This is a genomic window from Gryllotalpicola koreensis (assembly GCF_039538185.1).
Classification (GTDB): Bacteria; Actinomycetota; Actinomycetes; order Actinomycetales; family Microbacteriaceae; genus Gryllotalpicola; species Gryllotalpicola koreensis.
In genome coordinates this window covers 554,089-574,212 of the sequence record NZ_BAABBW010000002.1, presented here as the reverse complement: position 1 = coordinate 574,212, position 20,124 = coordinate 554,089, and the positions used below count along the sequence as shown (strand labels likewise).

The following is a 20,124-nucleotide window of genomic DNA, read 5'->3' as shown; positions in this document are numbered from 1 at the left end:
GATCTCTCCGAGGGTGCTTACTTGAGGACGTAGATGATGAAGAACAGGCCGATCCACACCACGTCGACGAAGTGCCAGTAGTACGACACAACGATCGCGGTGGTCGCCTCCTTGTGGCCGAACTGCTTGACGGCGAAGGCGCGCCCGATGGTCAGCAGGAAGGCGATCAGGCCGCCGGTGACGTGCATGGCGTGGAAGCCGGTCGTGAGGTAGAACGCGCTGCCGTACGCGCTCGAGCTGATCGCAATGCCCTCATGCACCAGGTTCGCGTACTCGACGATCTGCCCGCAGACGAAGACGGCGCCCATGGCGTAGGTCAGCGTGAACCACTCGACCATGCCCCACTTCCAGAACTGGAAGATGCCGCCCGTCTTGCGCGCCTGCAGCTTCTCGGCCGCGAACACGCCCCACTGGCAGGTGAACGAGCTCAGCACGAGGATGATCGTGTTGCCCGTCGCCCACGGGATGGCGAGGTGCGGGGTCGAGATGGCCCACAGGCTCGGTGAGGTGGAGCGCAGGGTGAAGTAGATCGCGAACAGGCCGGCGAAGAACATCACCTCGCTTCCCAGCCAGACGATCGTGCCGACGGCGACGACGTTCGGTCGAGCGACGACCGGAGCCGCCTGGGGGGTAATGGAGGTGCTCGTCACAAACCCCATTATGTCCGAATCCCGAAGGGGGTTGCGCCCGTTAGGATTCTCGGCATGGCGGAATCCCTCACGTGGCCTGCGATCATCGGCGCGCTGCTCGAGGGGGAGGATCTGAGCATCACCGAGGCCAGCTGGGCCATGGACCAGATTATGTTGGGTGCCGCAACGGATGCCCAGATCGCCGGCTTCCTCGTCGCCCTGCGGGTCAAGGGCGAGACGGTCGATGAGATCGTGGGCTTCCGCGACGCGATCCTCGAGCACGCGAAGCCCCTCGAACTCGACCCGATGGCGCTCGACATCGTCGGCACCGGCGGTGATCGCTTCCGCACGGTCAACATCTCCACGATGGCGTCGATCGTCTGCGCCGCGGCGGGCGTTCCGGTCATCAAGCACGGCAATCGCGCCGTGTCGTCGTCGTCCGGGGCATCCGATGTCCTCGCTGCCCTCGGCATCGATCTGTCCCGCTCGCCAGAGGCCGTGGCCGAGACCTTCCACCGGGCCGGCATCACCTTCGCCTGGGCCTCGCTCTTCCACCCGGGCTTCGGCAACGCGGCAAAGACCCGCGGCGATCTCGGTGTGCCCACCGTGTTCAATTTTCTGGGGCCCCTGTGCAACCCGGCCCGACCTGAGGCGTCCGCCGTCGGCGTGTCGAACCTCGACCGCGTGCCGCTCATCACGGGCGTGTTCCAGACGCGGGGAGCGACGGCGCTCGTCTTCCGCGGCGACGACGGCCTCGACGAGCTGTCGACCACCGGCCACAGCCACATCTGGGAGATCAGCAACGGGCTGGTCACCGAGCACGACATCGAGCCGCGCGACCTCGGCCTGCCGCGCGCCACGATTGCCGACATCACGGGTGGCGACCCCGCGCACAACGCCGGGGTGATCCGCCGGGTGCTCGACGGCGAGCGCGGCGCCGTGCGCGACATCGTGCTGCTGAACGCGGCGGCCGGACTGATCGCGTATCAGCTGGCGGCCGACCCGTCGCAGGGCGACCGGCCGATCCTGCACCGCTTCCGCGAGAACCTCGAGCTCGCCGCCCAGTCCGTCGACTCCGGCGCGGCCGCGGCCAAGCTCGAGGAGTGGGTGGCGGCCGCCCGATGAGCCGGCCCGAGCTGAACAGATCAACGCAGCTGTGCATCTCGCTCGCCGCGCGGCCGAGCAATCACGGCACCCGCTTCCACAACTGGCTCTACGAGCAGCTCGGCCTCGACTTCGTCTACAAGGCGATGACGACGGACGACATCGACGCGGCGATCGGCGGGGTGCGCGCGCTCGGCATCCGCGGCTGTTCGGTCTCGATGCCGTGGAAGGAGGCCGTGATCCCGCTCGTCGACGAGCTCACGCCGTCGGCCGCGGCGATCCAGTCGGTCAACACGATCGTCAACGACGACGGGGTCCTCACCGCCTACAACACCGACTACCTCGCCATCGAGCAGCTGATCGCCGCGCACGGGCTGTCGCGTGATCAGAAGGTGCTGCTGCGTGGCAGCGGCGGCATGGGCCGCGCCGTCGCGGCGGCGTTCCGCGACGCGGGCTTCGCCGGCACGATCGTGGCGCGCAATCCGCTGGCCGGCCAGGGGCTCGCCGCCGAGCTCGGCTGGGACTGGGCAGAGGCGCCGGACGGGCTCGGCGCCCCGATCATCGTGAACGTCACGCCGATCGGCATGGCGGGAGGGGCGGATGCCGGGGCGCAGTCCTTTGCGGACGAGCAGGTGGCTCAGGCATCCGTCGTCTTCGATGTCGTCGCGATGCCGGTCGAGACCCCGCTGATCCGCGCGGCCCGTGCCGCGGGGAAGCACGTGGTCACGGGCGGCGAGGTGATCGCGCTGCAGGCAGCGGCGCAGTTTGAGTTGTACACGGGCGTCGCGGTGACGCCGGAGCAGGTGGCGCACGCCGAGGAATACGCGTCGCGGCCGTAACCGCAGATATTCATCAGGAATCCATAACGGAGAGGGATCGCAATGGGGCGAGCCAGACTGGGCGTGGTGCTCGGGTACGCGCAGGACTTCCAGCAGGTCGTGGCAGAGGTGCCCGACTTCGAGGCAGCGGGGGCCGAACTGTTCAGCGTCAGTGAGACGTATTCGTTCGACGCCGTCAGCCAGCTCGGCTACCTCGCGGCGATCACGAAAACGGCGGCGCTCGCGAGCGACATCCTGCCGATCTACTCGCGCACGCCCGCGCTGCTCGCCATGACCGCGGCGGGTCTGGACTCGCTGTCGGGCGGCCGCTTCGAACTCGGACTCGGATCGAGCGGCGCGCAGGTCATCGAGGGATTCCACGGCGTGCCGTTCGATGCGCCGCTCGGCCGCACCCGCGAGATCATCGAGATCTGCCGGCAGGTGTGGCGGCGCGAGCCGCTCCAGCACTCCGGCCGCCACTACGAGCTGCCGCTGCCCGCATCAGCCCCGGGCGCCGTGGGTGCCGGCAAGGCGCTGCGCATCATCAACCACCCGGTGCGCCCGGCCGTGCCGGTGCACATCGCGGCGCTCTCGCCGAAGTCGGTCGCGCAGACCGCCGAGATCGCGAACGGCTGGACGCCCATCTTCTTCCACCCCGAGAAAGCGGCCTCGGTGTGGGGCGAGGCGCTCGCGCAGGGCGCGGCGAAGCGCGCACCCGAGCTCGGGAAGCTCGACGTGCTGGTGCCCGTCGCGCTGTACACGGGGGAGTTCACCGACTACGCGCTGATGATGGTGCGGCAGCAGATCGCGCTGTACGTCGGCGGCATGGGGGCGCGCGGCCGCAACTTCTACTACGACCTCGCGGTGCGCTACGGCTACGAGGCCGAGGCGGCCGAGATCCAGCGGCTGTTCCTCGGCGGCGAGAAGGACGACGCGGCGTTCGCCGTGCCCGAGGAGCTCGCGCGGGCCGTGTCGCTCATCGGGAGCCGCGACGAGATCGCGGAGCGTGTCGATGCGCTCGTCGCGGCCGGCGCGACGACCTTGCTCGTGCAGCCCGCCGACCGCACCCACGAGGAGCGCGTCGCGGCGATCGAGCTGCTGCGTGCGATTCTCGATGAGCACTGACGTGGGCGCGTAGCGGCTCAGCCGCGCTGGGGGAGCTGCTGCAGCGACCAGGTGTTGCCGTCGGGGTCGGCGAACCGCACGAAGCGGCCCCAGGCGAGGTCTTCGACGGGGCTCGCGGCGACGCCGTTCGCGACGAGACGCTCGCGCGCGGCATCCGCATCGGGGATCACGACCTGGATGCCGCGCTGGCCGCCCACCGGCATGTCGACGCCGAGCCCGGTGCCGAACGCGATGGAGCAGGCCGACCCCGGGGGAGTGAGCTGCACGAAGCGCAGCTCGTCGCTGACCCGCTGGTCGTAGTCGAGGTGGAAGCCCACCTGATCGACGTAGAAATCGCGTGCGCGGTCGACATCGGACACCGGCACGAAAATGAGCTCGATCTTCCAATCCATGTCCTGACGGTAGAAGTGACCACCGACATTCCGTATAGTGCAACTGATGAGTTGCAGTTAGTGGAAGGAATCATGATGGTGACGCAGGTGGATGAGATCCGGCAGAGCATCGAGATCGACGCGCCGATCGAGCGGGTGTGGAAGCTGGTGAGCGAGCCCGGGTGGTGGATCAACGACGGCGAGCTGCAGGAGCACGAGGTGTCGCTCAGCGCCCAGCCCGACGGTACCCTCGTCGCTGAGGTGCGCGGGCACGGTGCCGGCGTGTGGCGGCTGGTCGTGGTCGAGCTGATCGAGAACGAGTACGCGGCGTTCCGCTGGGCTCCACATGCTGCCGCCGGGCGCGATGCCACCGGCCCGACGGGGTCCACCCTCGTCGAGTTCACGCTGCGCCCGGCATCCGGCCGCGTCGTCGTCGAAGTCGTCGAGAGCGGCTTCTGCGCGCTTGCGATCACCCCGGACAGGATCGCCGCGAACCATGCAGACAACACCGAGGGCTGGGGGCAGGAGCTCGCCCTGCTCGCGAAGCTGGCCGCATGACCGCCGTCGCACCGGCGCGCGAGCTCGCGGTCATGGCGGCCCTCGTCGAGCCGTCGAAGCGCGCGATCATGCAGCAGCTGACGGCCGGCCCGGCGAGCGCCTCGCGCCTGGCGGAGCGGATGCCGCTGACGCGGCAGGCCCTCGTCAAACACCTCGCCGTGCTCGAAGGCGCCGGCCTCGTCGCGCGCGAGCGCCGGGGTCGCGAGCATGTCTTCGCCGCCCGGCCTGAGGCGATCATGGGCACCGCGCACTGGCTCGAGTCGCTCGCGCGCTCGTGGCAGCAGCAGCTCGGTGCCCTGAAGCGCGCAGCCGAGGCCGACTGAGAGCTCGTCGCGTCTTACAGCGGCACGGTCGCGACGACCGCGCGATGGCGCGCGTCGCCGTGCGGGCGCATGTCCACGACGGCGAGCTGGGGGAGGGTGACGGATTCCCCGGGCTCGAGTGCTCCGCCCTGCTGCACCGTCACGTGCGGGCGATAGTCCCGCGGCCCGACGTGCGAGAGGTGCACGCCGCGGCCGAGGAAGCGGTCGACCGCGGCGAGCACGTCGACGTGCAGCGCCTCGAACTCCGGCGTCAGCTCGATGGTCGTGACGGGCACGTCGCGGCGCCGCCCGAACCTCGCGTGGCTCTCACCGCGCGCGACGAGCGGCGCGTGGCCTGACGCGGCGGCCCTGATCGCCTCGAGAACCGGCTCGGCAGGGGCATCCGTCTGGAACGGCGGGATCAGCGTGACGTGCGCCGGCCAGCTGTCGCGCCGGAATCCCGCGCCGACCGAGAGCGGCGCGAGCGGCAGCACGACGACGAAGAAGCGCACGTCACACGCGGGTCAGCCGGAAGTGCGGCTCGGCGGGCAGATCGACGCCGATGGTGTCGCCTGCCTGAATCCGGCCGGAGCGGGAGACGATGCCCATGACCCCGGCGAGTCTCACCACCTCGCCGTCATCGTCCTTGTAGGTGAGGCGCTTCAGCAGGCCGCCCTGGAAGTCGTTGATCTGCTGGCAGGGGTTGCGCAGACCCGTCAGGGTGATCACGGCGTCGCCGATGGTGAGGCGCGTTCCGACCGGCAGCTCGAGCAGGGGGATGCCGCGGGTGGTCACGTTCTCGCCCAGCTGGCCCGGCGAGACGCGGAACCCGTCATCCGCAAGCCCGTCGAACAGCTCGGCGTGCATCAGATGAACCTGGCGCAGGTTCGGCTGCGAGGGGTCGGCCCGCACCCGGGAGCGGTGCTGCACGGTGACGCCGTAGTGCGCGTCCCCCACGACTCCGCGCCCCTCATGGAGTTCGATTCCGTCTGCCTGCGGCTTGGAGAAGCTGTGCGCCGCACTGGCGTGAACCGCGATGACGCGCGCTGTATCGGTCATGGCTCGAGCCTATGGCGCGGGCTCGGTGGGCTGGTCGTCAGCTCGGCACGATGACGACGCGTGCCTCGCCGAGGGCCGGGTCGGCGAAGGCGCGCTCGACCTCGGCGAGCGGCACGGGCACGGCCTCGACCGAGAACGCGCCGGAGGCGATCGCGGTGGCCATCTCCGGCAACTCGCCGAGGATCTCGCGCACCCCGACCGAGCCCTGACCGCTGCCGACGAGCGTGAGCTTCGCTTGCCGCAGCGCCGCTGACGGGATCGCCGCGGCCTGCCCTGCGACCGAGCCGATCTCGACCCAGGTGAGCGGTTTGCCGCGATCGGGTCGGGCGGTCACGAGCACGGTCATCGCGAGCGTCGTGAGGGGCCCCCAGACGTAGTCGAGGACGACGTCGACCTCGGCCGCTTCGCGGGCGAGAGCGGCGGCGATCTCATCGTCACGATCGAGCAACGAGACGGATGCCTGGGCACCGGCCGCTGCGAGGGCGAGCCGCTCCGGGTTCCGGCCGGCCACCACGACGCGCCCCGCGCTGAAGTGGTTCGCGACCTGCACGGCCATACGCCCGGCGCTGCCGGTCGCGCCAAGGATCAGCACGCTCTGCCCTGGCTGGAAGGAGGCGCGCTTCCTCAGCGCGAGCCACGACGACATGACGGGGTTCATGGCTGCGGCGATTGCGATGGGATCTGCGCCGTCAGGCAGCACGACGCTGCGGCGCGCGTCGATCACGGTGCGCTCGGCCATGGCCCCGAGCACCGGGTCGTCGAGCACGAAGTAGCGCAGCCGCCCCTCCGCGTCTCGGCCCACGCCGTCGACGCCGGGAACCAGCGGCAGCGCGTCGGTGCTCGTGTAGTGCGAGCCGCTCGCCTGCGAGCGCACGCGCGGATGCAGCCCCACGGCGAGCACCTCGACGACGAGCTCGTGCTCGTCGTGGGCGATCGGGTCCGCGAAGTCGGCGTACTGCGGCGGTCGGGTGAAGTCGGTGACGACGGCTGCTTTCATGGGGCACCTCCGAATTGATTCGCGTTACGAACCAAAATAGTTGGTAAGACGAACCATGTCAACTATGCTGGCCTGATGACGGACACGGAGGACGGGGAAGAGGACCTCGTCGACGCGCTCGCGCAGGTGGCGTTCGCGACCATGGCGGTGCTGAGCGCCGCGGCATCCGAGCGCGAGCTGTCGCTGACGCAGTTCCGGGCGATCGCGATCCTGCGCGACCGCACGCTGCGCATGAGTGAGCTCGCGCAGGTGCTGGGGCTCGAGAAGTCGACGCTCTCGGGTCTCGTGGTGCGCGCCGAGAAGCGCGGGCTGCTGCAGCGCGTGCCCGACGGCGACGACCGCCGCGCATCGCGCGTCACGATCGCGCCGGCGGGAGAGGTGCTGGCACAGCAGGTGCGGGCCTCCGTCGGCGACGCCCTCGCCCCGCTCATCGACGGGCTCGACGCGGCATCCCAAGATCAACTGCAGACCCTGCTGGAGCGCATGATCGGCCATGCGGGCCTGCGCCCCGAGGCGCGGGGGATGACCGCCTGAGCGGATGCCCGGCGGGCGTCGGACCTGACGGATTCCGGAATCCGTGTAACACATTCGGGGGTCACGGCAATGCACCCTCATGACGGCCGCCTCGGCCGCCGCAGGGGAAACGGAACGGAGGCATCCGACCATGCACCGGCCCGGTACATCGATCAGGCTCTCAGCAGGCATCGCCGCCGTCACAGGCGGCGGAGTCGTCGCAGCATTCGCCGCGAACGCGAATGCGCCGAGGGCGATCGCCTCCACGGCGGCCGAGGCAGTCGCAGCACCATCCGCCACGAGGCCTGCACTCGTACCTCTTCCGCTCCGCGGCTGAGCGCCCAGAGTTCCGGCCGGTGAGGCAGGTCGCGCCGGCCGGAACCGGACTTGATCACATGACCCCCTTATGGGGGACAATAGACCGCGATGCAACAGACAGACGGGGGAGACGAGCTGTCGGGGCTGATCAGCCGAGCGCAAGCCGGCGACGCAGCTGCCGTGAGCGATGTCATCCGGCACGTCCGTGCCCGCATCTTCCGATACGCAATGGCGCGTATCGGGACCAGAGAGGAAGCAGAAGACGTGACGCAGGAGACGTGCGTGGCGCTGGCGGAGGCACTGCCCCGATTCGACGGCGATTCGGGACGATTCACCTCGTTCGTGTTCGGCATCGCGTCGAACAAGGTGCTGATGTCGCAGCGGTCCCGGGGGCGCCGGCCCGAGGTGGCGGTGGCCGACCTGCCCGAGGTGAGCTCGGGCGCGCCCGGTCCGTTGGAGCAGGCCGAGCGCGACGACGCGCTGCGCGGCCTGCTCACCCAGCTCGACGGTCTGCCTGACCGTCACCGCGATGTGCTGCTGCTGCGCGTCGTCGGCGAGCTCAGCGCCGAAGAGGTCGGCGAGGCGCTCGGCACGACGGCCGCGAACGTGCGGGTCATCCAACATCGCGCGCTCTCGGCGCTGCGGGCCGATCTGAGCGGCGGCGACCGACCCGACGACGCGACGAGGGGGGCGTGATGACACCTCAGGACGACGACCTGGCGAAGCTCGAGGCCGACGACGCCCTGCTCAGCGCCGTCGCGGCGAACGCCGACGCCGGCGACGACCCGGCCGGGCGCCTGCTCGCCGAGATCGCGGAGACGGCGAGGGGCCTCACCCCGCGCGACGCTCCGGGCGGCGGCGGCCGGCGGGTGCCGCGCCGCCGCGGCGGCCTCTGGGGTGTGTCGCTCGGCGTCTCGATCGTGGTCGCCGCGGGCGGCGGCCTGAGCGCAGCCGCGACCGATCGGCTGCCCGCGCCGGTGCAGCAGTTCGTCGTCGACGTGGGACAGGGGGTTCCGCCGGCATCGGCACAGGTGATCGCCACGCCGACCGAGGCGCCGCCGCCCAGCGCGCCGGAGGCCGAGCGAACCACGCCGCAGGGCGGCTCCGGGGCTCAGACGCCTGATGCGACCGACGAGCCTTCACCGAGTCGGGCGAGCGCAGCAGCTGCCGCTCCAGGCACGGCGCCGGAGCAGTGGTGGTCGGACTGGAGCGCCGAGCGCCGATTGTGGTACCCCTCGTATTCGACCTCCTCGTCGTTGACGGGCACGCCCCAGCCGACACCGACCGGATACCCGGCGAGCCCCTCCACAGCACCGACGGGTGATCCGGACTCCGGTGGCTACCCGGCGCCGACCCCATATCCGCAGCCGACGAGCACGCCCGCACCGGTTTCCGAGCCCGCTCCGACGTCGTCGCCGCAGCCGGAGCGGACCTCGCATGGGCATCCGTCGCCTTCTCCGAGTCCGCAGCGGCACACGTCATCGCCCAAGCCGCAGCCAACGCACCCGCCGGCCTCGCCGTCGGCGTCGCACCGCGGCGACTGAGCGGACTCACCCTACGATCGGGGAGTGGGCGGTGAACTGGCGCGGGTACTCGGAGCGCTCGTCAGCCTCGTCCTGCTCGGGCTGACCTTCGGCTTCAGCCCGCCGCTCTACGGTGTGACGCTGCACCTGCTCGCCCGAGGCGGCAGCCCGCGGCGCCCGATCGTGTTCCTCTGCATCGGCATGGCGCTCAGCGCGACGGTGCTGCTGCTCGCCTTCCGCACTTTCGACCCCACGACGCTGGCGACCGCGCTGAGCGGCCAGGTCGCACATCTGCTCGTTCAGGCGGCCGTCGACCTCATCGCAGGTGCGGTGCTCGTGATCGGCGGCCTGGTCTTCGCCCGGTACGCCAGGCGCCCCCGACGCACCCCGGCTCCGGCCGAGGCGCACGTGCGCGAGCAGCACCCGCAGGCGATGATCGGCGTCGGCTTCGCCAACACGCTGGGCGTCTGGCCCCCTGTCACGATGTACGTCACCGGGCGCGTCATCGCCGGTGCGACGGTGCACATCACGCTGCAGCTCGTCCTCTTCGCCGTATTCCTGGTCGCGGTCGTCGGGCCGTATCTCGCGGCAGGCTACGTATGGCGACGGATGCCCGTCGTCGCCGCCCGCGTCAACCGGGCCTACGCCCGGCTGCTCCAGCGCGACTTCCGGCCGCTCATCGCCTGGGGCATCGTGATCGCGGGCGTCGTCTTCCTCGTCCTCGGCGCCGTCACCGGGCTGTCGCAGCTCGCGGGTCACTGACCGCCGAGTCGCATGGCGTTCGTGCCACTCTGTAGAGCGTGACGGAACTGCTCATCCTGATGGTCGCCGCGTTCGTGGCGATCGCCGGCGCGAGCGTCTTCGGGCCCCGGCTCGGCATCGCAGCACCGCTCGTGCTCGTCGCGGTCGGCGTCGCGGCGAGCTTCCTGCCGGTGTTCGCCCAGGTGCATGTCGAGCCGGAGCTGATCCTCGCCGGCGTGCTGCCGCCGCTGCTGTACTCGACGGCCGTGTCGATGCCTGCCATGAACTTCCGCCGCGAGTTCGGCGCGATCAGCGGGCTGTCGGTGCTGCTCGTGGTCGCGAGCTCGCTCGTGCTCGGCGCGTTCTTCGCGCTCGTCGTGCCCGGGCTGGGTTTCGCGTGGGGCGTCGCGCTGGGCGCGATCGTGAGCCCGACGGATGCCGTGGCCACCTCGATCATCAAGAAGACGCCGGTCTCCAAGCGGGTTGTCGCGCTGCTCGACGGCGAGAGCCTGCTGAACGACGCGACCGCCCTCGTGCTGCTGCGCACGGCCATCGTCGCCGTGGCCGCCAGCTTCTCGTTCTGGGGGGCCGTGGGCAGCTTCGCGTTCTCGGTGGTCGTCGCGTCGGTGATCGGCTGGGTGGTCGGCTGGCTCGGACTGATCGCGCGCAAGCACGTGCGGCAGCCGGCGGTGAACACCCTGATCTCCTTCACGGTGCCGTTCCTCGCGTCGGTGCCGGCCGAGGTGCTGCAGGCGTCGGGGCTCGTCGCCGCCGTCGTGGCGGGTCTCGTGACCGGCATCCGTGCCCCTCGTGATCTGTCGCCGCAGAACCGGCTCTCGGACTCGCAGAACTGGCGCACGGTCGAGCTGGTGCTCGAGGGCGTCGTGTTCCTCACCATGGGCATCCAGATCAAGCAGATCGTGGAGGGCGTCGAGCGGGATCATGCCGGCGTGCTCGTGTCGGTGCTGATCGCAGCCGCGGCGCTCGGCGTCACGCTGCTCGTGCGCGCCGCCTATGTCGCGCCGTTGCTCCTGGTGCTCGGCCGGCGCACGCATCGGGGCAGGCGATCAGAGGACCGCCTGCTCAGCATGCAGGACCAGTTCGGTACCGAGACCGGCCGCCTCAAGGTCATCGAGCGTGCGAACGAGCTCGGCCGCCCCGCATCGCCGCGGCGGCTCGACATGGTGGCCCGGCGCGTCACCCAGATGCTCGCCGACATCGACTATTTCCGCCGCCAGCCGCTCGGGTGGCGGGAGGGCGGCATCGTCGTCTGGGCCGGCATGCGCGGGGCGGTCACGGTCGCCGCCGCGCAGACACTGCCCGTGGACACGCCCCAGAGATCCGTGCTCGTGCTGATCGCGTTCACCGTGGCCGCGCTCTCGCTGCTCGTCCAGGGCGGGACGGTCGGATGGCTGCTCAGGCTGCTCGCGCCGAAGGTCGACGAGAAGGCGGTGGCCGAGCAGGCGGAGGCAGAGCGGAACCGCCTCTTCGAGATCTTGCGCACGAGCGCCCAGTCGGTGCCCGACTTGCCGAAGCTCGAGGGCGCGCCGACCGCGCAGCGCTTCGAGCAGGCCAGAGCGCACCGGCTCGCGGTGATCGCGGCCCAGCGCGCGGCGCTGCTCGACGCGCGCGACACCGGCACCTTCGACGCCGACGTGCTCGAGAACGCATTGCTCAACCTCGACGCGAGCGAGATCGCGATGGAGCTGCGCGGCTCGCTCGCGGGCGGCACCGCGGCTGACTGAGCTGCCGGCTCTGAGCTACCGTGCTGCGGCGAGCGCGGTCAAGGCATCCCCGGTCACCCGCTGCACCGTCCACTCGTCCATGCCCACGGCGCCGATGGACCGGTAGAACGCGATCGAGGGCGCGTTCCAGTCGAGCACCGACCACTCGAAGCGGCCGTAGCCGCGAGCGACGGCGAGCTGCGCGAGCCGCTGCAGCAGTGCGCGGCCGTAGCCGTTGCGGCGCTCGGATTCCTGCACGAACAGGTCTTCGAGGTAGATGCCGTTCGTGCCGTTCCAGGTGGAGTAGTTGAGGAACCAGATCGCGATCGCGACGATCTCGCCGCCCTTCTCGACCACGTGGGCGAACACGCAAGGGTTCTCGCCGAACAGCGTCGCGGCGAGCGCCTTCGGCGTGTTCTTGACGGCATCCGGCTCGTGCTCGTAGTCGGCGAGCGCCTGAATACAAGCGAGGATGCCGACCTCGTCGCCGGGCTGCGCGCGTCGCAGCACTGCGCTGCCGAGGTCAGTGGGGGAGTCGGGGTACGTCACTCGTCGAGCGTAGCGAGGGCGGCCGGTTCAGCGGCGCCGCGTCGGCCGCACCGAGAGCGTCTCGACCGTGCCGCGCTCGGGCAGGTCGACGACGAGGCGCACGGCGGCCGCGACGTCCTCTGGGGCGAGGAAGTAGGCGGTGTCGTACTCCTCGCCGAGCTTCGCCGTGAGGGTGCGCTGCATGTCAGAATCCGTGCGGCCCGGATGGACGCTCGAGACGCGCACGCCGTTCGGCCGCTCCTCTTCGCGCAGCGCGTCGGCGAAGGCGCGCAGGGCGAACTTCGAGGCGGCGTAGACCCCGCCGCCGGGGCCGGAGTTGAACCCCGAGCCGCTGTTGATCGCGACCACGATGCCGCGCGCGGCGCGCAGCGGCGGCAGGCGAGCCGGGTCAGCTCCGCGACGGCGAAGACGTTGGTCGCGAACACGCGCTCCCACGTGGCGCGGTCGGTGTCGGCGATGCGGCCGCCCTCCTCGACGCCGGCGGAGTGCACGAGCACGTCGAGGCGCTGGGGGAGCGGGGGCAGCTCAGCCGCCGCGAGATCGGCGACGTACGGCTCGGCCGACGGCAGCCGGGAGGCGACCGCGGCGGCGGCATCCGTGCTGCGTCCGCCCACGAGCACGTGATGCGTGCGCCCCAATTCGACGGCGATCGCGTGCCCGATTCCGCGCGTCGCACCCGTCACGAGGGCGATGGGCAGGTGATCGGATGCCTGACTGTCGGTCATTCCACGAGAGTATGTGGTGCAGCACACGAAAGAGGAGCACCATGACCCAGAAGGTCGCACTCATCACCGGCGCCGGCCGGCCCGCAGGAATCGGCATGGCCACGGCCTTCGCTCTCGGCGAGCAGGGCTTCCATGTCATCGTCACCTCGCGCACCGACGCCCAGTCCGAAGAGCAGGCGATGGCGCTGCGCGAGGCGGGGTTCAGCGCAGAGGGGTACCGGCTCGACCTCGGCGACCCCACCGAGTTCGCGCGCATCGCGGAGCGCATCCGAGTCGATCACGGGCAGCTCGACGCGCTCATCAACAACGCGAGCGTCTTCCCCGACATGAACACGGGCTCCGCGCTGGATGTGTCGATCGAGCACGTGCAGGCGGCCTTCGACGTCGACGTCATCGGCCCGTGGCTGCTCACCGTCGCGCTGCGCGGAGTGCTCGAGGCGGCGCCTGCGGCGCGCGTCGTCAACCTCTCGAGCGGCGCCTACCAGCAGATCTCCTATCTGGGGCAGCACCCCGGTGACGTGGGCGCCCCGGCGTACTCTCTTGCCGAGCACACGCTCAACTACCTCACGCAGATGCTCGCGGCGGCGTTCCGCGACACCGAGGTGCTCGTGAACGCGGTCGACCCGGGTCGCGCCGATACGCACCCCGAGCTCGGCGCCGACGAGGAGGACCAGCCGCCGTCGGTCGCGGCCGGGTGGATCGTGCAGGCCGCGACGCTGCCGGCAGGCGGCCCGAGCGGCGCGATCTTCGCCGACGGCGAGCGCGTCGGCTGAGGCGCAGCTCGTCGTCCGCCGCTCGCTCCGCTCGCTGGGCTCAGGTGGCGAGGCTCTCGTCGGTTGTCAGCTCGACGGCCGCCCAGAGATCGAACGGAAGCTCTTCGAGGCGGTCGACGATGGCGTGTCGAACGCGGTCCTCGGCATCCACGTCCCAGCGGTCGTGGGCGACGACGAAGTCGACCTCGACGTACAGGCGCCGGCCGAGCTTCGTCGACCGGATCAGGGGAACCGGCAGCCCGAAGGCTGCGCGCGCCTCCTCGACGGCTGCTTCGATGCGGGCGAGGATCTCCGGCGGCGGGGCGCCCTCGAGAAGCTCGTGCATGCCGCTGCGGATGAGCTGTAACGGCATCGCAGCCGTGATCGCCACGGCGATCAGCACGAGGACGGGGTCCATGAACACGCTCAGCCCTCCGAGCGCGGTGCGCTCAAGAAGCAGGCCCGCGGCGCCGCCGACGGCGATGACGAGGCTGAGGACGGTTCCTGCCCGCCAGCTGACGACCTCGGCCCGCGCGAGATCCGAGTCGCGCGCGGGCGAGCGCAGGATCAGCGCCACGAGCACCGAGTACACCCCGGCCAGCACCCCGTAGGCGAGCAGCGCCGTTTGCGAGGCCGCCGAGCCGCCCGCGATGATCGTCTGCACGGCGGTGATGACCGCGTAGAGGAGCGTTCCGCCGAGCGCCGCGCCCTGGATCACGACGGCAATCGGCACCGCGGCCTGCTTCCCGAACGGGAAGCGGCGGGAGGGCGCCGAGGCTGCCGCACGGGAGGCGAGCAGCGAGGCGGCCGACAGGGCGATCCCGGCGAGGGTGTACACCCCGTCGAAGATCAGCGCCCCCGCGTCCGCGACGAGGCCCCACACGACCGCGCCGACGCCGAGCACCGCGGCGGCGAGCAGCGACACGGTGAGGACGCGGCGCTCGGCGCGAACGGCCGCAGCGGCCTCATCAACGTCCATGGCCGTCAAGCGTGGCGGAACGGCGAGGCGATCACAACGGGATCGGCCGCCGGTGCAGTGACGAGACCCTGGCGATATCATGAAGTGATATCAAACGGATGACTGCTGAGGGAGTCGCGTGGAGAGCATTCTGATCCGCAACCTGCCCGAGGGCACGAAGGCCCGGCTGGCGGCGCGGGCGCAGCGCAATCGCCGCTCGATGGAGGCGGAGGCGCGCGACATCCTCGGCGCCGCGCTCGAAGGGGCGACGAAGACCATCGTCGACTTCCTCGCACATCCGGAGAGCGTCGAGATCGAGTTCGATCCCGAGCGCCTCGGCGCCACCGCGCGCACGGCCGACCTGTAAGCGCGCGCATGGGCTACCTGCTCGACACCAATGTCGTCTCCGCGCTGCGCCGACCGGGGCTGAATCCCCGGGCGGCCGAGTGGGCGTCCGGGATTCCGCTGGGGGAGCTGTTCATCTCCGCCTTCACCGTCGCCGAGATCGAGCGCGGAGTTCGTCGAGCCGAATCGAGCGATCCCGCGCAGGGCGAGATGCTGCGGCACTGGTTCGAGCAGGGTGTCGTGCCGGGCTTCGCGGGGAGGGTGCTGCCGTTCGACTTCGCGGCTGCGCGCGTGCTCGCCGGCTGGCCCGTGCCCGAGGGTGCGCCGATGGACGACGCGCTGATCGCCGCGGTCGCGGCGGCGAACGACCTGACGATGGCGACGCGCAACCTCAAGCACGTCGAGCCGCTCGGGGTCCCTCTTGTGAATCCGTGGGAACCGAGCGCCTGAACGGAGGATGCCGGGCTCAGCCGGCCGCGGAGCGCCGTTCGATCTCGGTCGCGCCCGCCCCGTAGCGCAGCCCGTCGAGCAGCAACCTGACCATGCGCGTCGCGCGTGCCGGGTCTGCGCCTGCCGGCGCCGGCGCAGACAGGTTGGCGATCGCGCTGATGAGCTCGAACGGGTCGACGCCGTCGCGGATCACCCCGGCTTTGGCGGCGCTGTCGAGCAGCCGCTGCAGCGCGGGCCCGGCATTGCCCTCGAAGTACTCCCGCAGGCCGCTGTAGGCCGGGTTGCCCGAGTGCAGGGCCGACCCGAGGCCGTGCTTGGTCGCAACGAACGCGGTGTAGCGCTGCACCCAGAGCTCGAGAGCCTCGCCGGGCTCGTGTGACTGCGCGAGCTGCGCGGCCTGGGCGGTGACGTCGTCGATCTCGCGTCGGAAGACGGCGGCGATCAGGTCGGAGCGGTGCGGGAAGTGGCGGTACAGCGTCGCGGTTCCGACGCCGGCGCGTGCGGCGATGGCACGGATGCCGACATCGACGCCGTGAGCGTCGAACTCCTCCTTGGCGGCGGCCAGGAGGGCGTCGACGTTGCGTTGCGCGTCGGCTCTCGGCATCCGATCTCTCCTTGCTCACTTGATAAACGGGACAGTGTTCCGTATAGTCATCGGCTAACGGGACATCGTTCCGTTTCTATCATCACACGGCATCCGAACGGATGCCAGCAGGGGAGTAGCCATGCAGTACCGCACCCTCGGCCGAACCGGCATCAAGGTCACCCCATACGCACTCGGCGCCATGATGCTCGGGTCGCTCGGCAATCCGGATCGGCAGGAAGGCATCCGGATCATCCACCGCGCACTCGACGGGGGAGTGAACTTCATCGACACCGCCGATCGCTACGGCGACTCAGAGGAGGTCGTGGGGGAGGCGCTCAAGGGCCGGCGCGACGACGTCGTGCTCGCCACCAAGTTCTGGGGTCCCGTCGATGACGACATCAATCACCGCGGTGCCTCGCGTCGCTGGATCGTGCAGGCCGTCGAGCGCTCGCTGCGAAACCTGCAGACCGACTACCTCGACCTGTACCAGCTGCACCGGCCCGACCCCGACACCGATATCGACGAGACGCTCTCGGCGCTCACCGATCTCGTGCGGCAGGGCAAGGTGCGCGCGATCGGCTCGTCATCGATGCGCGGCTCCGAGATCGTCGAGGCGCAGTGGGTCGCCGAACGGCGCGGTTTCGAGCGCTTCCGCACCGAGCAGCCGAACTACTCGATCCTCGACCGCGAGATCGAGCGCGAGATCCTGCCGGTTGCCCAGCGCTACGGGATGGGCACGCTCGTGTACAGTCCGCTCGCCGGTGGAACGCTGACCGGGCGTTATCGGGCCGGGGGAGAGAACGACAACTTCCGCTCGACGCGCACGGGCATGCGGCACTTCCGCGACGAGCGCCGGCTCGCGGCTGTCGAACAGCTGGTGGCTCTGGCCGATGAGGTCGGCATTCCGCTGACGCATCTCGCCATGGCGTTTGTGATCGCGCACCCGGGCGTCACCTCGGCGATCGCGGGGCCGCGCACCATGGAACAGCTCGAGGACACGCTTGCCGGAGTCGGCGTCGCGCTTTCGGATGAGATCCTGGACCGCATCGACGCGATCGTCCCGCCCGGCGAGAGCATCGGCGCGATGGACATGGTCTACCGGGGGCCGGAGGTCGGCGAGCCTCGGCTGCGTCGACGCGCGGCGGCTGAGCGCTCAGCGGCGTAGCTTCGCGGCCGGTCGCGGATTCGGCCTAGAATCCGCCATGGACAGCGGACAGGCCGGCAGCCCGGAGGCGACGAAACCGAGTGCGCTGCCGACGGAGATGACCGGCAGGGTGAGCCCCGCGAAGGCCGCAGTCGGTGACAAGCCGGTCTTCGCATATCTCGCGAGCCTTCCACAGCCGCAGCGCGGCATCGCCGAATCGGTCGACGCGCTGGCAGCCGCGACGCTTCCCGGGCTGCAGCGGTCGGTGAAATGGGGAATGGCGTACTACGGGGTCGGCGACGGCTGGTGCTTCTGCTGCGGAGCGTTCGCCGACCACGTCAAGCTCATGTTCGTGAACGGAGTGACGCTCGACCCGGTGCCGCCGGTGACGCCCGTCGGCATGGGCAAGATGACGCGGGGTGTCGAGCTGCGATCGGCTTCTGAGATCGACGAGCGCCAGATTGCCGATTGGATGACGCAGATCACATCGCGGCCCGGCGTCGGCCACGGGAAGCGCTGAGAGCTGGGAGAGGTGCTCCGAATCGCTTGCTGGGAACGAGCGATATCAGTCTGAGCAGAATTGCGATGGCCCAGCCGAAGTGGTGCCTGGGTGCCCACCCAGCGGGGCCAGGTCGTGCGCCGGCACGGAAGCCGGCACCCGACCGAAGACCCAGCAGTCGAACAAACCCAAAGACCGTCAGCGTGCAGATGGGGCCACAGCTGGCACGATCGCATCGAGTACGCCGCGATCCCATGACCACTGGCTCACGGAACGCTGACCACAATGTCGGTCGTTTCGCATATCGCGAACCGTGCACTACCCAGATGCACGCCCTCTTCCTGTCCGCCGTGAAGCAGCGAGCGGGGCGACCGACCAAACTCTGCGACCAACTACTTCCAGCCCTTGTCGGTGGTGATGAGCACTCGCAGGCCGGACATGTTCTGGTCAGCGGCGATGTCGAGCAGTGTGGCTGCGACCGTCGCGAAGGTCAGGGTGGGGATGCCCGGGACCTTGGCGACGTCGGCGAGGGGCTTGACGACGGCCTTGGGCCCGTGGGGCGCTTCCTTGAGGTTGACGGGGTAGACGGTGGTCCAGTTCAGGCCAGTGGAGGGCATGATCTTCTCCGACAGGGTCTTGTCACGGAAGATCGCGCCAACCAATGTCGCGAAGATGAGTTTTGCGATCGGTGATCCCATGGCGGCGGTCTCCGCGACGCCGAATGCCGAGACGAGCACGAACCGCCCGACGGCAGCCTTCTTGGCCGCGGCGGTGATGACGGGCAAGGCCCGCTGCATCAAGTTGATCGGCTTCTTGGCTCCAGGGCGCAGCCCGATCGCAGTGATGACGGCATCGGCGCCAGTGAACGCGTCCGTCATCGCGAGTTCGTCTTCGACGCTTCCCTGCACAACCGTCAAACCGTCGCGGGGCTGAACGGCGTCGGGGTGACGCACATAGGCCACGACCTGGTGGCCCCGAAGCAGGGCTTCGGTGACGACGTGCGCGCCGACGTGACCGTTGGCGCCGAGGACAACGAGCTTCATAACAGTGACTCCAATGGGGGTGCAGTGAGGGGCGGGAGACCGCCGAAATTGCTTCGTATTCGAAACAGATGTCCCGATGCTAACATTGTTTCGAAGTCGAAACAAAAGTGGAGGAGTCTTCATGAGCGAGTTCGAGGTTGCAGTGGGGGCAGATCTGCGTTCGCAGGCGTACTTCGCTCTCGCGGAGGCCTACAACCTTCTGCAACTGCTGATGGACGAGCAGCTGCGGCGCGACGGGGGCGTCACCTACGTACAGTTCGTCTTGCTCGCCCAACTCGCGCAGGCGCCCCAGGGCCGTCTTCGAATGACCGATCTCGCTGATACCGTCCTGCACAGCCGCAGCGGCTTGACGTATCAGGCGACGCGATTGGAGGCCGCCGGCCTCCTGCGGCGCGAGCGCAGTGAGGAGGATGAACGGTCCGTGACCGCGGTGATTACCGACGAAGGGCGGCGCCGGCTGGAGCAGGTCATTCCCGGGCATCAGGCGGTTGTTCAGGCCGGAATGTTCGATGTGCTCAGCGATAACCAGGTCAAGGAGCTCGCCGAAAAGCTTGACGCGATTCGCACGCGCCTGCGCTCCATGGTCCCGTCCTCCGCGCAGCGTCGACGGGGGTAATCCTCCGCGGCGGCGTGTGCAGGTCGGGTCCATCGTGGGCCAGGCCAGGGGGCTTGGCTGACTAGGTCCCGGTGAGGTAGCGCTGGATGGCGGGCGAGACGTCGTCGACGAGCGTGTCGTGGCTGAGTTCAGCGATCGGTGGGATCTTGATCACATGGCGGGCAACAGCTATGCCGAACAGGTGTGCGGCGGCGAGGGCGATGCGTCGCATTCGTTCGTCGGTGAAGTCGGCGTTCATTTCGGTTGACCGCGCGCGCGACCCGAGGATCTCGAGCAGCATCTCGGCGGCGCGATCAGACGTGACAGCGGAGCGGACGAGCGAGAGCAACACGGGCCTCGTATCGTCCTCTTCCCACATCCGCAGATAGGCGTCCGTGACCCGTCTTCCGATGGTGTCAAGGTCGCCGGCGAGGCTTTCGGCGATGCGCTGCGGAATGGCCGTGCGGTCGGCAACGGTGGTGGCGAAAAGGTTGTCCTTGTCGCCGAAGAAGTGCCGAATTAGTGCCGGGTCCACACCTGCGGTCATGGCGATCGCGCGGATCGAGGCACCGTCGTAGCCGCGCTCGGCGAAGAGATCACGGGCAGCGTCGAGGATGTCGTCCCGAGTGCCGCTGTCGCCGCCGCGGCGGCCGGTGGGCCGTTTGCGGGGTGTCTGCTCGACCGTCATGCATGCTA

26 protein-coding genes and 1 pseudogene are annotated in these 20,124 nt (G+C 69.9%); 16 read left to right on the top strand and 11 right to left on the bottom strand.

Annotated elements, in window-relative coordinates:
- Window positions 1-17: 17 nt before the first annotated feature.
- Window positions 18-659 (bottom strand): aa3-type cytochrome oxidase subunit III, encoded by a 642-nt coding sequence (gene ctaE, locus ABD708_RS07710; protein WP_344752958.1) that lies wholly within the window; start codon window positions 657-659, stop codon window positions 18-20.
- Window positions 660-704: 45 nt separating this feature from the next.
- On the opposite strand from ctaE, the gene trpD reads away from it, so the two are divergent.
- From trpD to ABD708_RS07695, 3 genes are read left to right on the top strand one after another with little or no spacing between them, the layout of a single operon-like run.
- Window positions 705-1,754, top strand: a complete 1,050-nt coding sequence (gene trpD / locus ABD708_RS07705; protein WP_344752956.1) for an anthranilate phosphoribosyltransferase — start codon at window positions 705-707, stop codon at window positions 1,752-1,754.
- A complete protein-coding gene (locus ABD708_RS07700; protein WP_344752954.1) occupies window positions 1,751-2,572 on the top strand; it encodes a shikimate 5-dehydrogenase in 822 nt (273 codons plus the stop codon). Before trpD ends, ABD708_RS07700 begins: the two co-directional genes overlap by 4 nt.
- Window positions 2,573-2,614: 42 nt before the next feature.
- The gene (locus ABD708_RS07695; RefSeq protein WP_344752952.1) at window positions 2,615-3,676 is read left to right on the top strand and encodes an LLM class F420-dependent oxidoreductase; all 1,062 of its coding nucleotides are present in this window, start codon (window positions 2,615-2,617) and stop codon (window positions 3,674-3,676) included.
- A 17-nt stretch (window positions 3,677-3,693) separates the two neighbouring features.
- Here the strand turns inward: ABD708_RS07695 and ABD708_RS07690 are convergent, their stop codons facing one another.
- Entirely contained in the window at window positions 3,694-4,068 is a 375-nt protein-coding gene (locus ABD708_RS07690; RefSeq protein ID WP_344752950.1) for a VOC family protein, read from the bottom strand.
- A 75-nt stretch (window positions 4,069-4,143) separates the two neighbouring features.
- Between ABD708_RS07690 and ABD708_RS07685 the strand changes: the two genes are divergently transcribed.
- Together ABD708_RS07685 and ABD708_RS07680 are read left to right on the top strand one after the other, a co-directional pair.
- Entirely contained in the window at window positions 4,144-4,605 is a 462-nt protein-coding gene (locus tag ABD708_RS07685) for an SRPBCC domain-containing protein (RefSeq protein WP_344752948.1), read from the top strand.
- Window positions 4,602-4,928 (top strand): ArsR/SmtB family transcription factor, encoded by a 327-nt coding sequence (locus tag ABD708_RS07680; protein ID WP_344752946.1) that lies wholly within the window; start codon window positions 4,602-4,604, stop codon window positions 4,926-4,928. Before ABD708_RS07685 ends, ABD708_RS07680 begins: the two co-directional genes overlap by 4 nt.
- Before the next feature lie 14 nt (window positions 4,929-4,942).
- On the opposite strand, the gene ABD708_RS07675 is transcribed toward ABD708_RS07680, so the two are convergent.
- From ABD708_RS07675 to ABD708_RS07665, 3 genes are read right to left on the bottom strand one after another with little or no spacing between them, the layout of a single operon-like run.
- A complete protein-coding gene (locus ABD708_RS07675) occupies window positions 4,943-5,419 on the bottom strand; it encodes a 2'-5' RNA ligase family protein (protein WP_344752944.1) in 477 nt (158 codons plus the stop codon).
- A 1-nt stretch (window position 5,420) separates the two neighbouring features.
- Window positions 5,421-5,966, bottom strand: a complete 546-nt coding sequence (locus ABD708_RS07670) for an MOSC domain-containing protein (RefSeq protein WP_344752942.1) — start codon at window positions 5,964-5,966, stop codon at window positions 5,421-5,423.
- 37 nt (window positions 5,967-6,003) lie between these two features.
- A complete protein-coding gene (locus ABD708_RS07665) occupies window positions 6,004-6,963 on the bottom strand; it encodes a zinc-binding alcohol dehydrogenase family protein (RefSeq protein ID WP_344752940.1) in 960 nt (319 codons plus the stop codon).
- A gap of 75 nt (window positions 6,964-7,038) precedes the next feature.
- Between ABD708_RS07665 and ABD708_RS07660 the strand changes: the two genes are divergently transcribed.
- From ABD708_RS07660 to ABD708_RS07640, 5 genes are all read left to right on the top strand, one after another.
- The gene (locus ABD708_RS07660) at window positions 7,039-7,497 is read left to right on the top strand and encodes a MarR family winged helix-turn-helix transcriptional regulator (RefSeq protein WP_344752938.1); all 459 of its coding nucleotides are present in this window, start codon (window positions 7,039-7,041) and stop codon (window positions 7,495-7,497) included.
- A gap of 405 nt (window positions 7,498-7,902) precedes the next feature.
- A complete protein-coding gene (locus ABD708_RS07655; protein ID WP_344752935.1) occupies window positions 7,903-8,490 on the top strand; it encodes a sigma-70 family RNA polymerase sigma factor in 588 nt (195 codons plus the stop codon).
- Entirely contained in the window at window positions 8,490-9,338 is an 849-nt protein-coding gene (locus ABD708_RS07650) for a hypothetical protein (RefSeq protein ID WP_344752932.1), read from the top strand. The genes ABD708_RS07655 and ABD708_RS07650 overlap by 1 nt, the downstream gene beginning before the upstream one ends.
- Before the next feature lie 24 nt (window positions 9,339-9,362).
- Window positions 9,363-10,079 carry a hypothetical protein gene (locus ABD708_RS07645; protein ID WP_344752929.1) on the top strand — a complete coding sequence of 239 codons (717 nt, stop codon included), beginning with the start codon at window positions 9,363-9,365 and terminating at the stop codon, window positions 10,077-10,079.
- A gap of 38 nt (window positions 10,080-10,117) precedes the next feature.
- Window positions 10,118-11,803: a cation:proton antiporter gene (locus tag ABD708_RS07640; protein ID WP_344752926.1), complete on the top strand. Its 1,686-nt coding sequence runs from the start codon at window positions 10,118-10,120 to the stop codon at window positions 11,801-11,803.
- A gap of 15 nt (window positions 11,804-11,818) precedes the next feature.
- Here ABD708_RS07640 and ABD708_RS07635 read toward each other — a convergent pair whose 3' ends face one another.
- Both ABD708_RS07635 and ABD708_RS07630 read right to left on the bottom strand, forming a co-directional pair.
- On the bottom strand, window positions 11,819-12,331 hold the full coding sequence (locus tag ABD708_RS07635; protein WP_344752923.1) for a GNAT family N-acetyltransferase: 513 nt from the start codon (window positions 12,329-12,331) through the stop codon (window positions 11,819-11,821).
- Between the two features lie 27 nt (window positions 12,332-12,358).
- Window positions 12,359-13,056: pseudogene (locus ABD708_RS07630) on the bottom strand (SDR family oxidoreductase).
- Between the two features lie 41 nt (window positions 13,057-13,097).
- Between ABD708_RS07630 and ABD708_RS07625 the strand changes: the two are divergent.
- Entirely contained in the window at window positions 13,098-13,829 is a 732-nt protein-coding gene (locus ABD708_RS07625; RefSeq protein WP_344752920.1) for an SDR family NAD(P)-dependent oxidoreductase, read from the top strand.
- A gap of 40 nt (window positions 13,830-13,869) precedes the next feature.
- Here the strand turns inward: ABD708_RS07625 and ABD708_RS07620 are convergent, their stop codons facing one another.
- Entirely contained in the window at window positions 13,870-14,787 is a 918-nt protein-coding gene (locus ABD708_RS07620) for a cation efflux transmembrane domain-containing protein (protein WP_344752917.1), read from the bottom strand.
- A 118-nt stretch (window positions 14,788-14,905) separates the two neighbouring features.
- On the opposite strand from ABD708_RS07620, the gene ABD708_RS07615 reads away from it, so the two are divergent.
- Window positions 14,906-15,133 (top strand): FitA-like ribbon-helix-helix domain-containing protein, encoded by a 228-nt coding sequence (locus ABD708_RS07615; RefSeq protein ID WP_344752915.1) that lies wholly within the window; start codon window positions 14,906-14,908, stop codon window positions 15,131-15,133.
- Window positions 15,134-15,141: 8 nt separating this feature from the next.
- Window positions 15,142-15,561, top strand: coding sequence for a type II toxin-antitoxin system VapC family toxin (locus ABD708_RS07610; RefSeq protein WP_344752913.1), 420 nt, complete (start codon window positions 15,142-15,144; stop codon window positions 15,559-15,561).
- Between the two features lie 16 nt (window positions 15,562-15,577).
- Here ABD708_RS07610 and ABD708_RS07605 read toward each other — a convergent pair whose 3' ends face one another.
- On the bottom strand, window positions 15,578-16,165 hold the full coding sequence (locus ABD708_RS07605) for a TetR/AcrR family transcriptional regulator (RefSeq protein WP_344752911.1): 588 nt from the start codon (window positions 16,163-16,165) through the stop codon (window positions 15,578-15,580).
- A 121-nt stretch (window positions 16,166-16,286) separates the two neighbouring features.
- Between ABD708_RS07605 and ABD708_RS07600 the strand changes: the two genes are divergently transcribed.
- The gene (locus ABD708_RS07600; protein WP_344752909.1) at window positions 16,287-17,312 is read left to right on the top strand and encodes an aldo/keto reductase; all 1,026 of its coding nucleotides are present in this window, start codon (window positions 16,287-16,289) and stop codon (window positions 17,310-17,312) included.
- Between the two features lie 37 nt (window positions 17,313-17,349).
- The gene (locus ABD708_RS07595; RefSeq protein ID WP_344752907.1) at window positions 17,350-17,811 is read left to right on the top strand and encodes a DUF1801 domain-containing protein; all 462 of its coding nucleotides are present in this window, start codon (window positions 17,350-17,352) and stop codon (window positions 17,809-17,811) included.
- A 371-nt stretch (window positions 17,812-18,182) separates the two neighbouring features.
- Here ABD708_RS07595 and ABD708_RS07590 read toward each other — a convergent pair whose 3' ends face one another.
- Window positions 18,183-18,833 (bottom strand): NAD(P)-dependent oxidoreductase, encoded by a 651-nt coding sequence (locus ABD708_RS07590; protein ID WP_344752905.1) that lies wholly within the window; start codon window positions 18,831-18,833, stop codon window positions 18,183-18,185.
- Window positions 18,834-18,954: 121 nt separating this feature from the next.
- Between ABD708_RS07590 and ABD708_RS07585 the strand changes: the two genes are divergently transcribed.
- Window positions 18,955-19,449 (top strand): MarR family winged helix-turn-helix transcriptional regulator, encoded by a 495-nt coding sequence (locus ABD708_RS07585; RefSeq protein WP_344752903.1) that lies wholly within the window; start codon window positions 18,955-18,957, stop codon window positions 19,447-19,449.
- 61 nt (window positions 19,450-19,510) lie between these two features.
- Here ABD708_RS07585 and ABD708_RS07580 read toward each other — a convergent pair whose 3' ends face one another.
- On the bottom strand, window positions 19,511-20,116 hold the full coding sequence (locus tag ABD708_RS07580) for a TetR/AcrR family transcriptional regulator (protein ID WP_344752901.1): 606 nt from the start codon (window positions 20,114-20,116) through the stop codon (window positions 19,511-19,513).
- Window positions 20,117-20,124 lie beyond the last annotated feature (8 nt).

Coding starts and splice junctions, on each gene's coding strand:
- ABD708_RS07605 (WP_344752911.1), bottom strand. CDS start 16,165: ATGCCGAGAGCCGACGCGCAACGCAACGTCGACGCCCTCCTGGCCGCC.
- ABD708_RS07610 (WP_344752913.1), top strand. CDS start 15,142: ATGGGCTACCTGCTCGACACCAATGTCGTCTCCGCGCTGCGCCGACCG.
- ABD708_RS07650 (WP_344752932.1), top strand. CDS start 8,490: ATGACACCTCAGGACGACGACCTGGCGAAGCTCGAGGCCGACGACGCC.
- trpD (WP_344752956.1), top strand. CDS start 705: ATGGCGGAATCCCTCACGTGGCCTGCGATCATCGGCGCGCTGCTCGAG.
- ABD708_RS07655 (WP_344752935.1), top strand. CDS start 7,903: ATGCAACAGACAGACGGGGGAGACGAGCTGTCGGGGCTGATCAGCCGA.
- ABD708_RS07620 (WP_344752917.1), bottom strand. CDS start 14,787: ATGGACGTTGATGAGGCCGCTGCGGCCGTTCGCGCCGAGCGCCGCGTC.
- ABD708_RS07695 (WP_344752952.1), top strand. CDS start 2,615: ATGGGGCGAGCCAGACTGGGCGTGGTGCTCGGGTACGCGCAGGACTTC.
- ABD708_RS07580 (WP_344752901.1), bottom strand. CDS start 20,116: ATGACGGTCGAGCAGACACCCCGCAAACGGCCCACCGGCCGCCGCGGC.
- ABD708_RS07685 (WP_344752948.1), top strand. CDS start 4,144: ATGGTGACGCAGGTGGATGAGATCCGGCAGAGCATCGAGATCGACGCG.
- ABD708_RS07585 (WP_344752903.1), top strand. CDS start 18,955: ATGAGCGAGTTCGAGGTTGCAGTGGGGGCAGATCTGCGTTCGCAGGCG.
- ctaE (WP_344752958.1), bottom strand. CDS start 659: ATGGGGTTTGTGACGAGCACCTCCATTACCCCCCAGGCGGCTCCGGTC.
- ABD708_RS07600 (WP_344752909.1), top strand. CDS start 16,287: ATGCAGTACCGCACCCTCGGCCGAACCGGCATCAAGGTCACCCCATAC.
- ABD708_RS07625 (WP_344752920.1), top strand. CDS start 13,098: ATGACCCAGAAGGTCGCACTCATCACCGGCGCCGGCCGGCCCGCAGGA.
- ABD708_RS07700 (WP_344752954.1), top strand. CDS start 1,751: ATGAGCCGGCCCGAGCTGAACAGATCAACGCAGCTGTGCATCTCGCTC.
- ABD708_RS07690 (WP_344752950.1), bottom strand. CDS start 4,068: ATGGATTGGAAGATCGAGCTCATTTTCGTGCCGGTGTCCGATGTCGAC.
- ABD708_RS07660 (WP_344752938.1), top strand. CDS start 7,039: ATGACGGACACGGAGGACGGGGAAGAGGACCTCGTCGACGCGCTCGCG.
- ABD708_RS07680 (WP_344752946.1), top strand. CDS start 4,602: ATGACCGCCGTCGCACCGGCGCGCGAGCTCGCGGTCATGGCGGCCCTC.
- ABD708_RS07670 (WP_344752942.1), bottom strand. CDS start 5,966: ATGACCGATACAGCGCGCGTCATCGCGGTTCACGCCAGTGCGGCGCAC.
- ABD708_RS07590 (WP_344752905.1), bottom strand. CDS start 18,833: ATGAAGCTCGTTGTCCTCGGCGCCAACGGTCACGTCGGCGCGCACGTC.
- ABD708_RS07665 (WP_344752940.1), bottom strand. CDS start 6,963: ATGAAAGCAGCCGTCGTCACCGACTTCACCCGACCGCCGCAGTACGCC.
- ABD708_RS07595 (WP_344752907.1), top strand. CDS start 17,350: ATGGACAGCGGACAGGCCGGCAGCCCGGAGGCGACGAAACCGAGTGCG.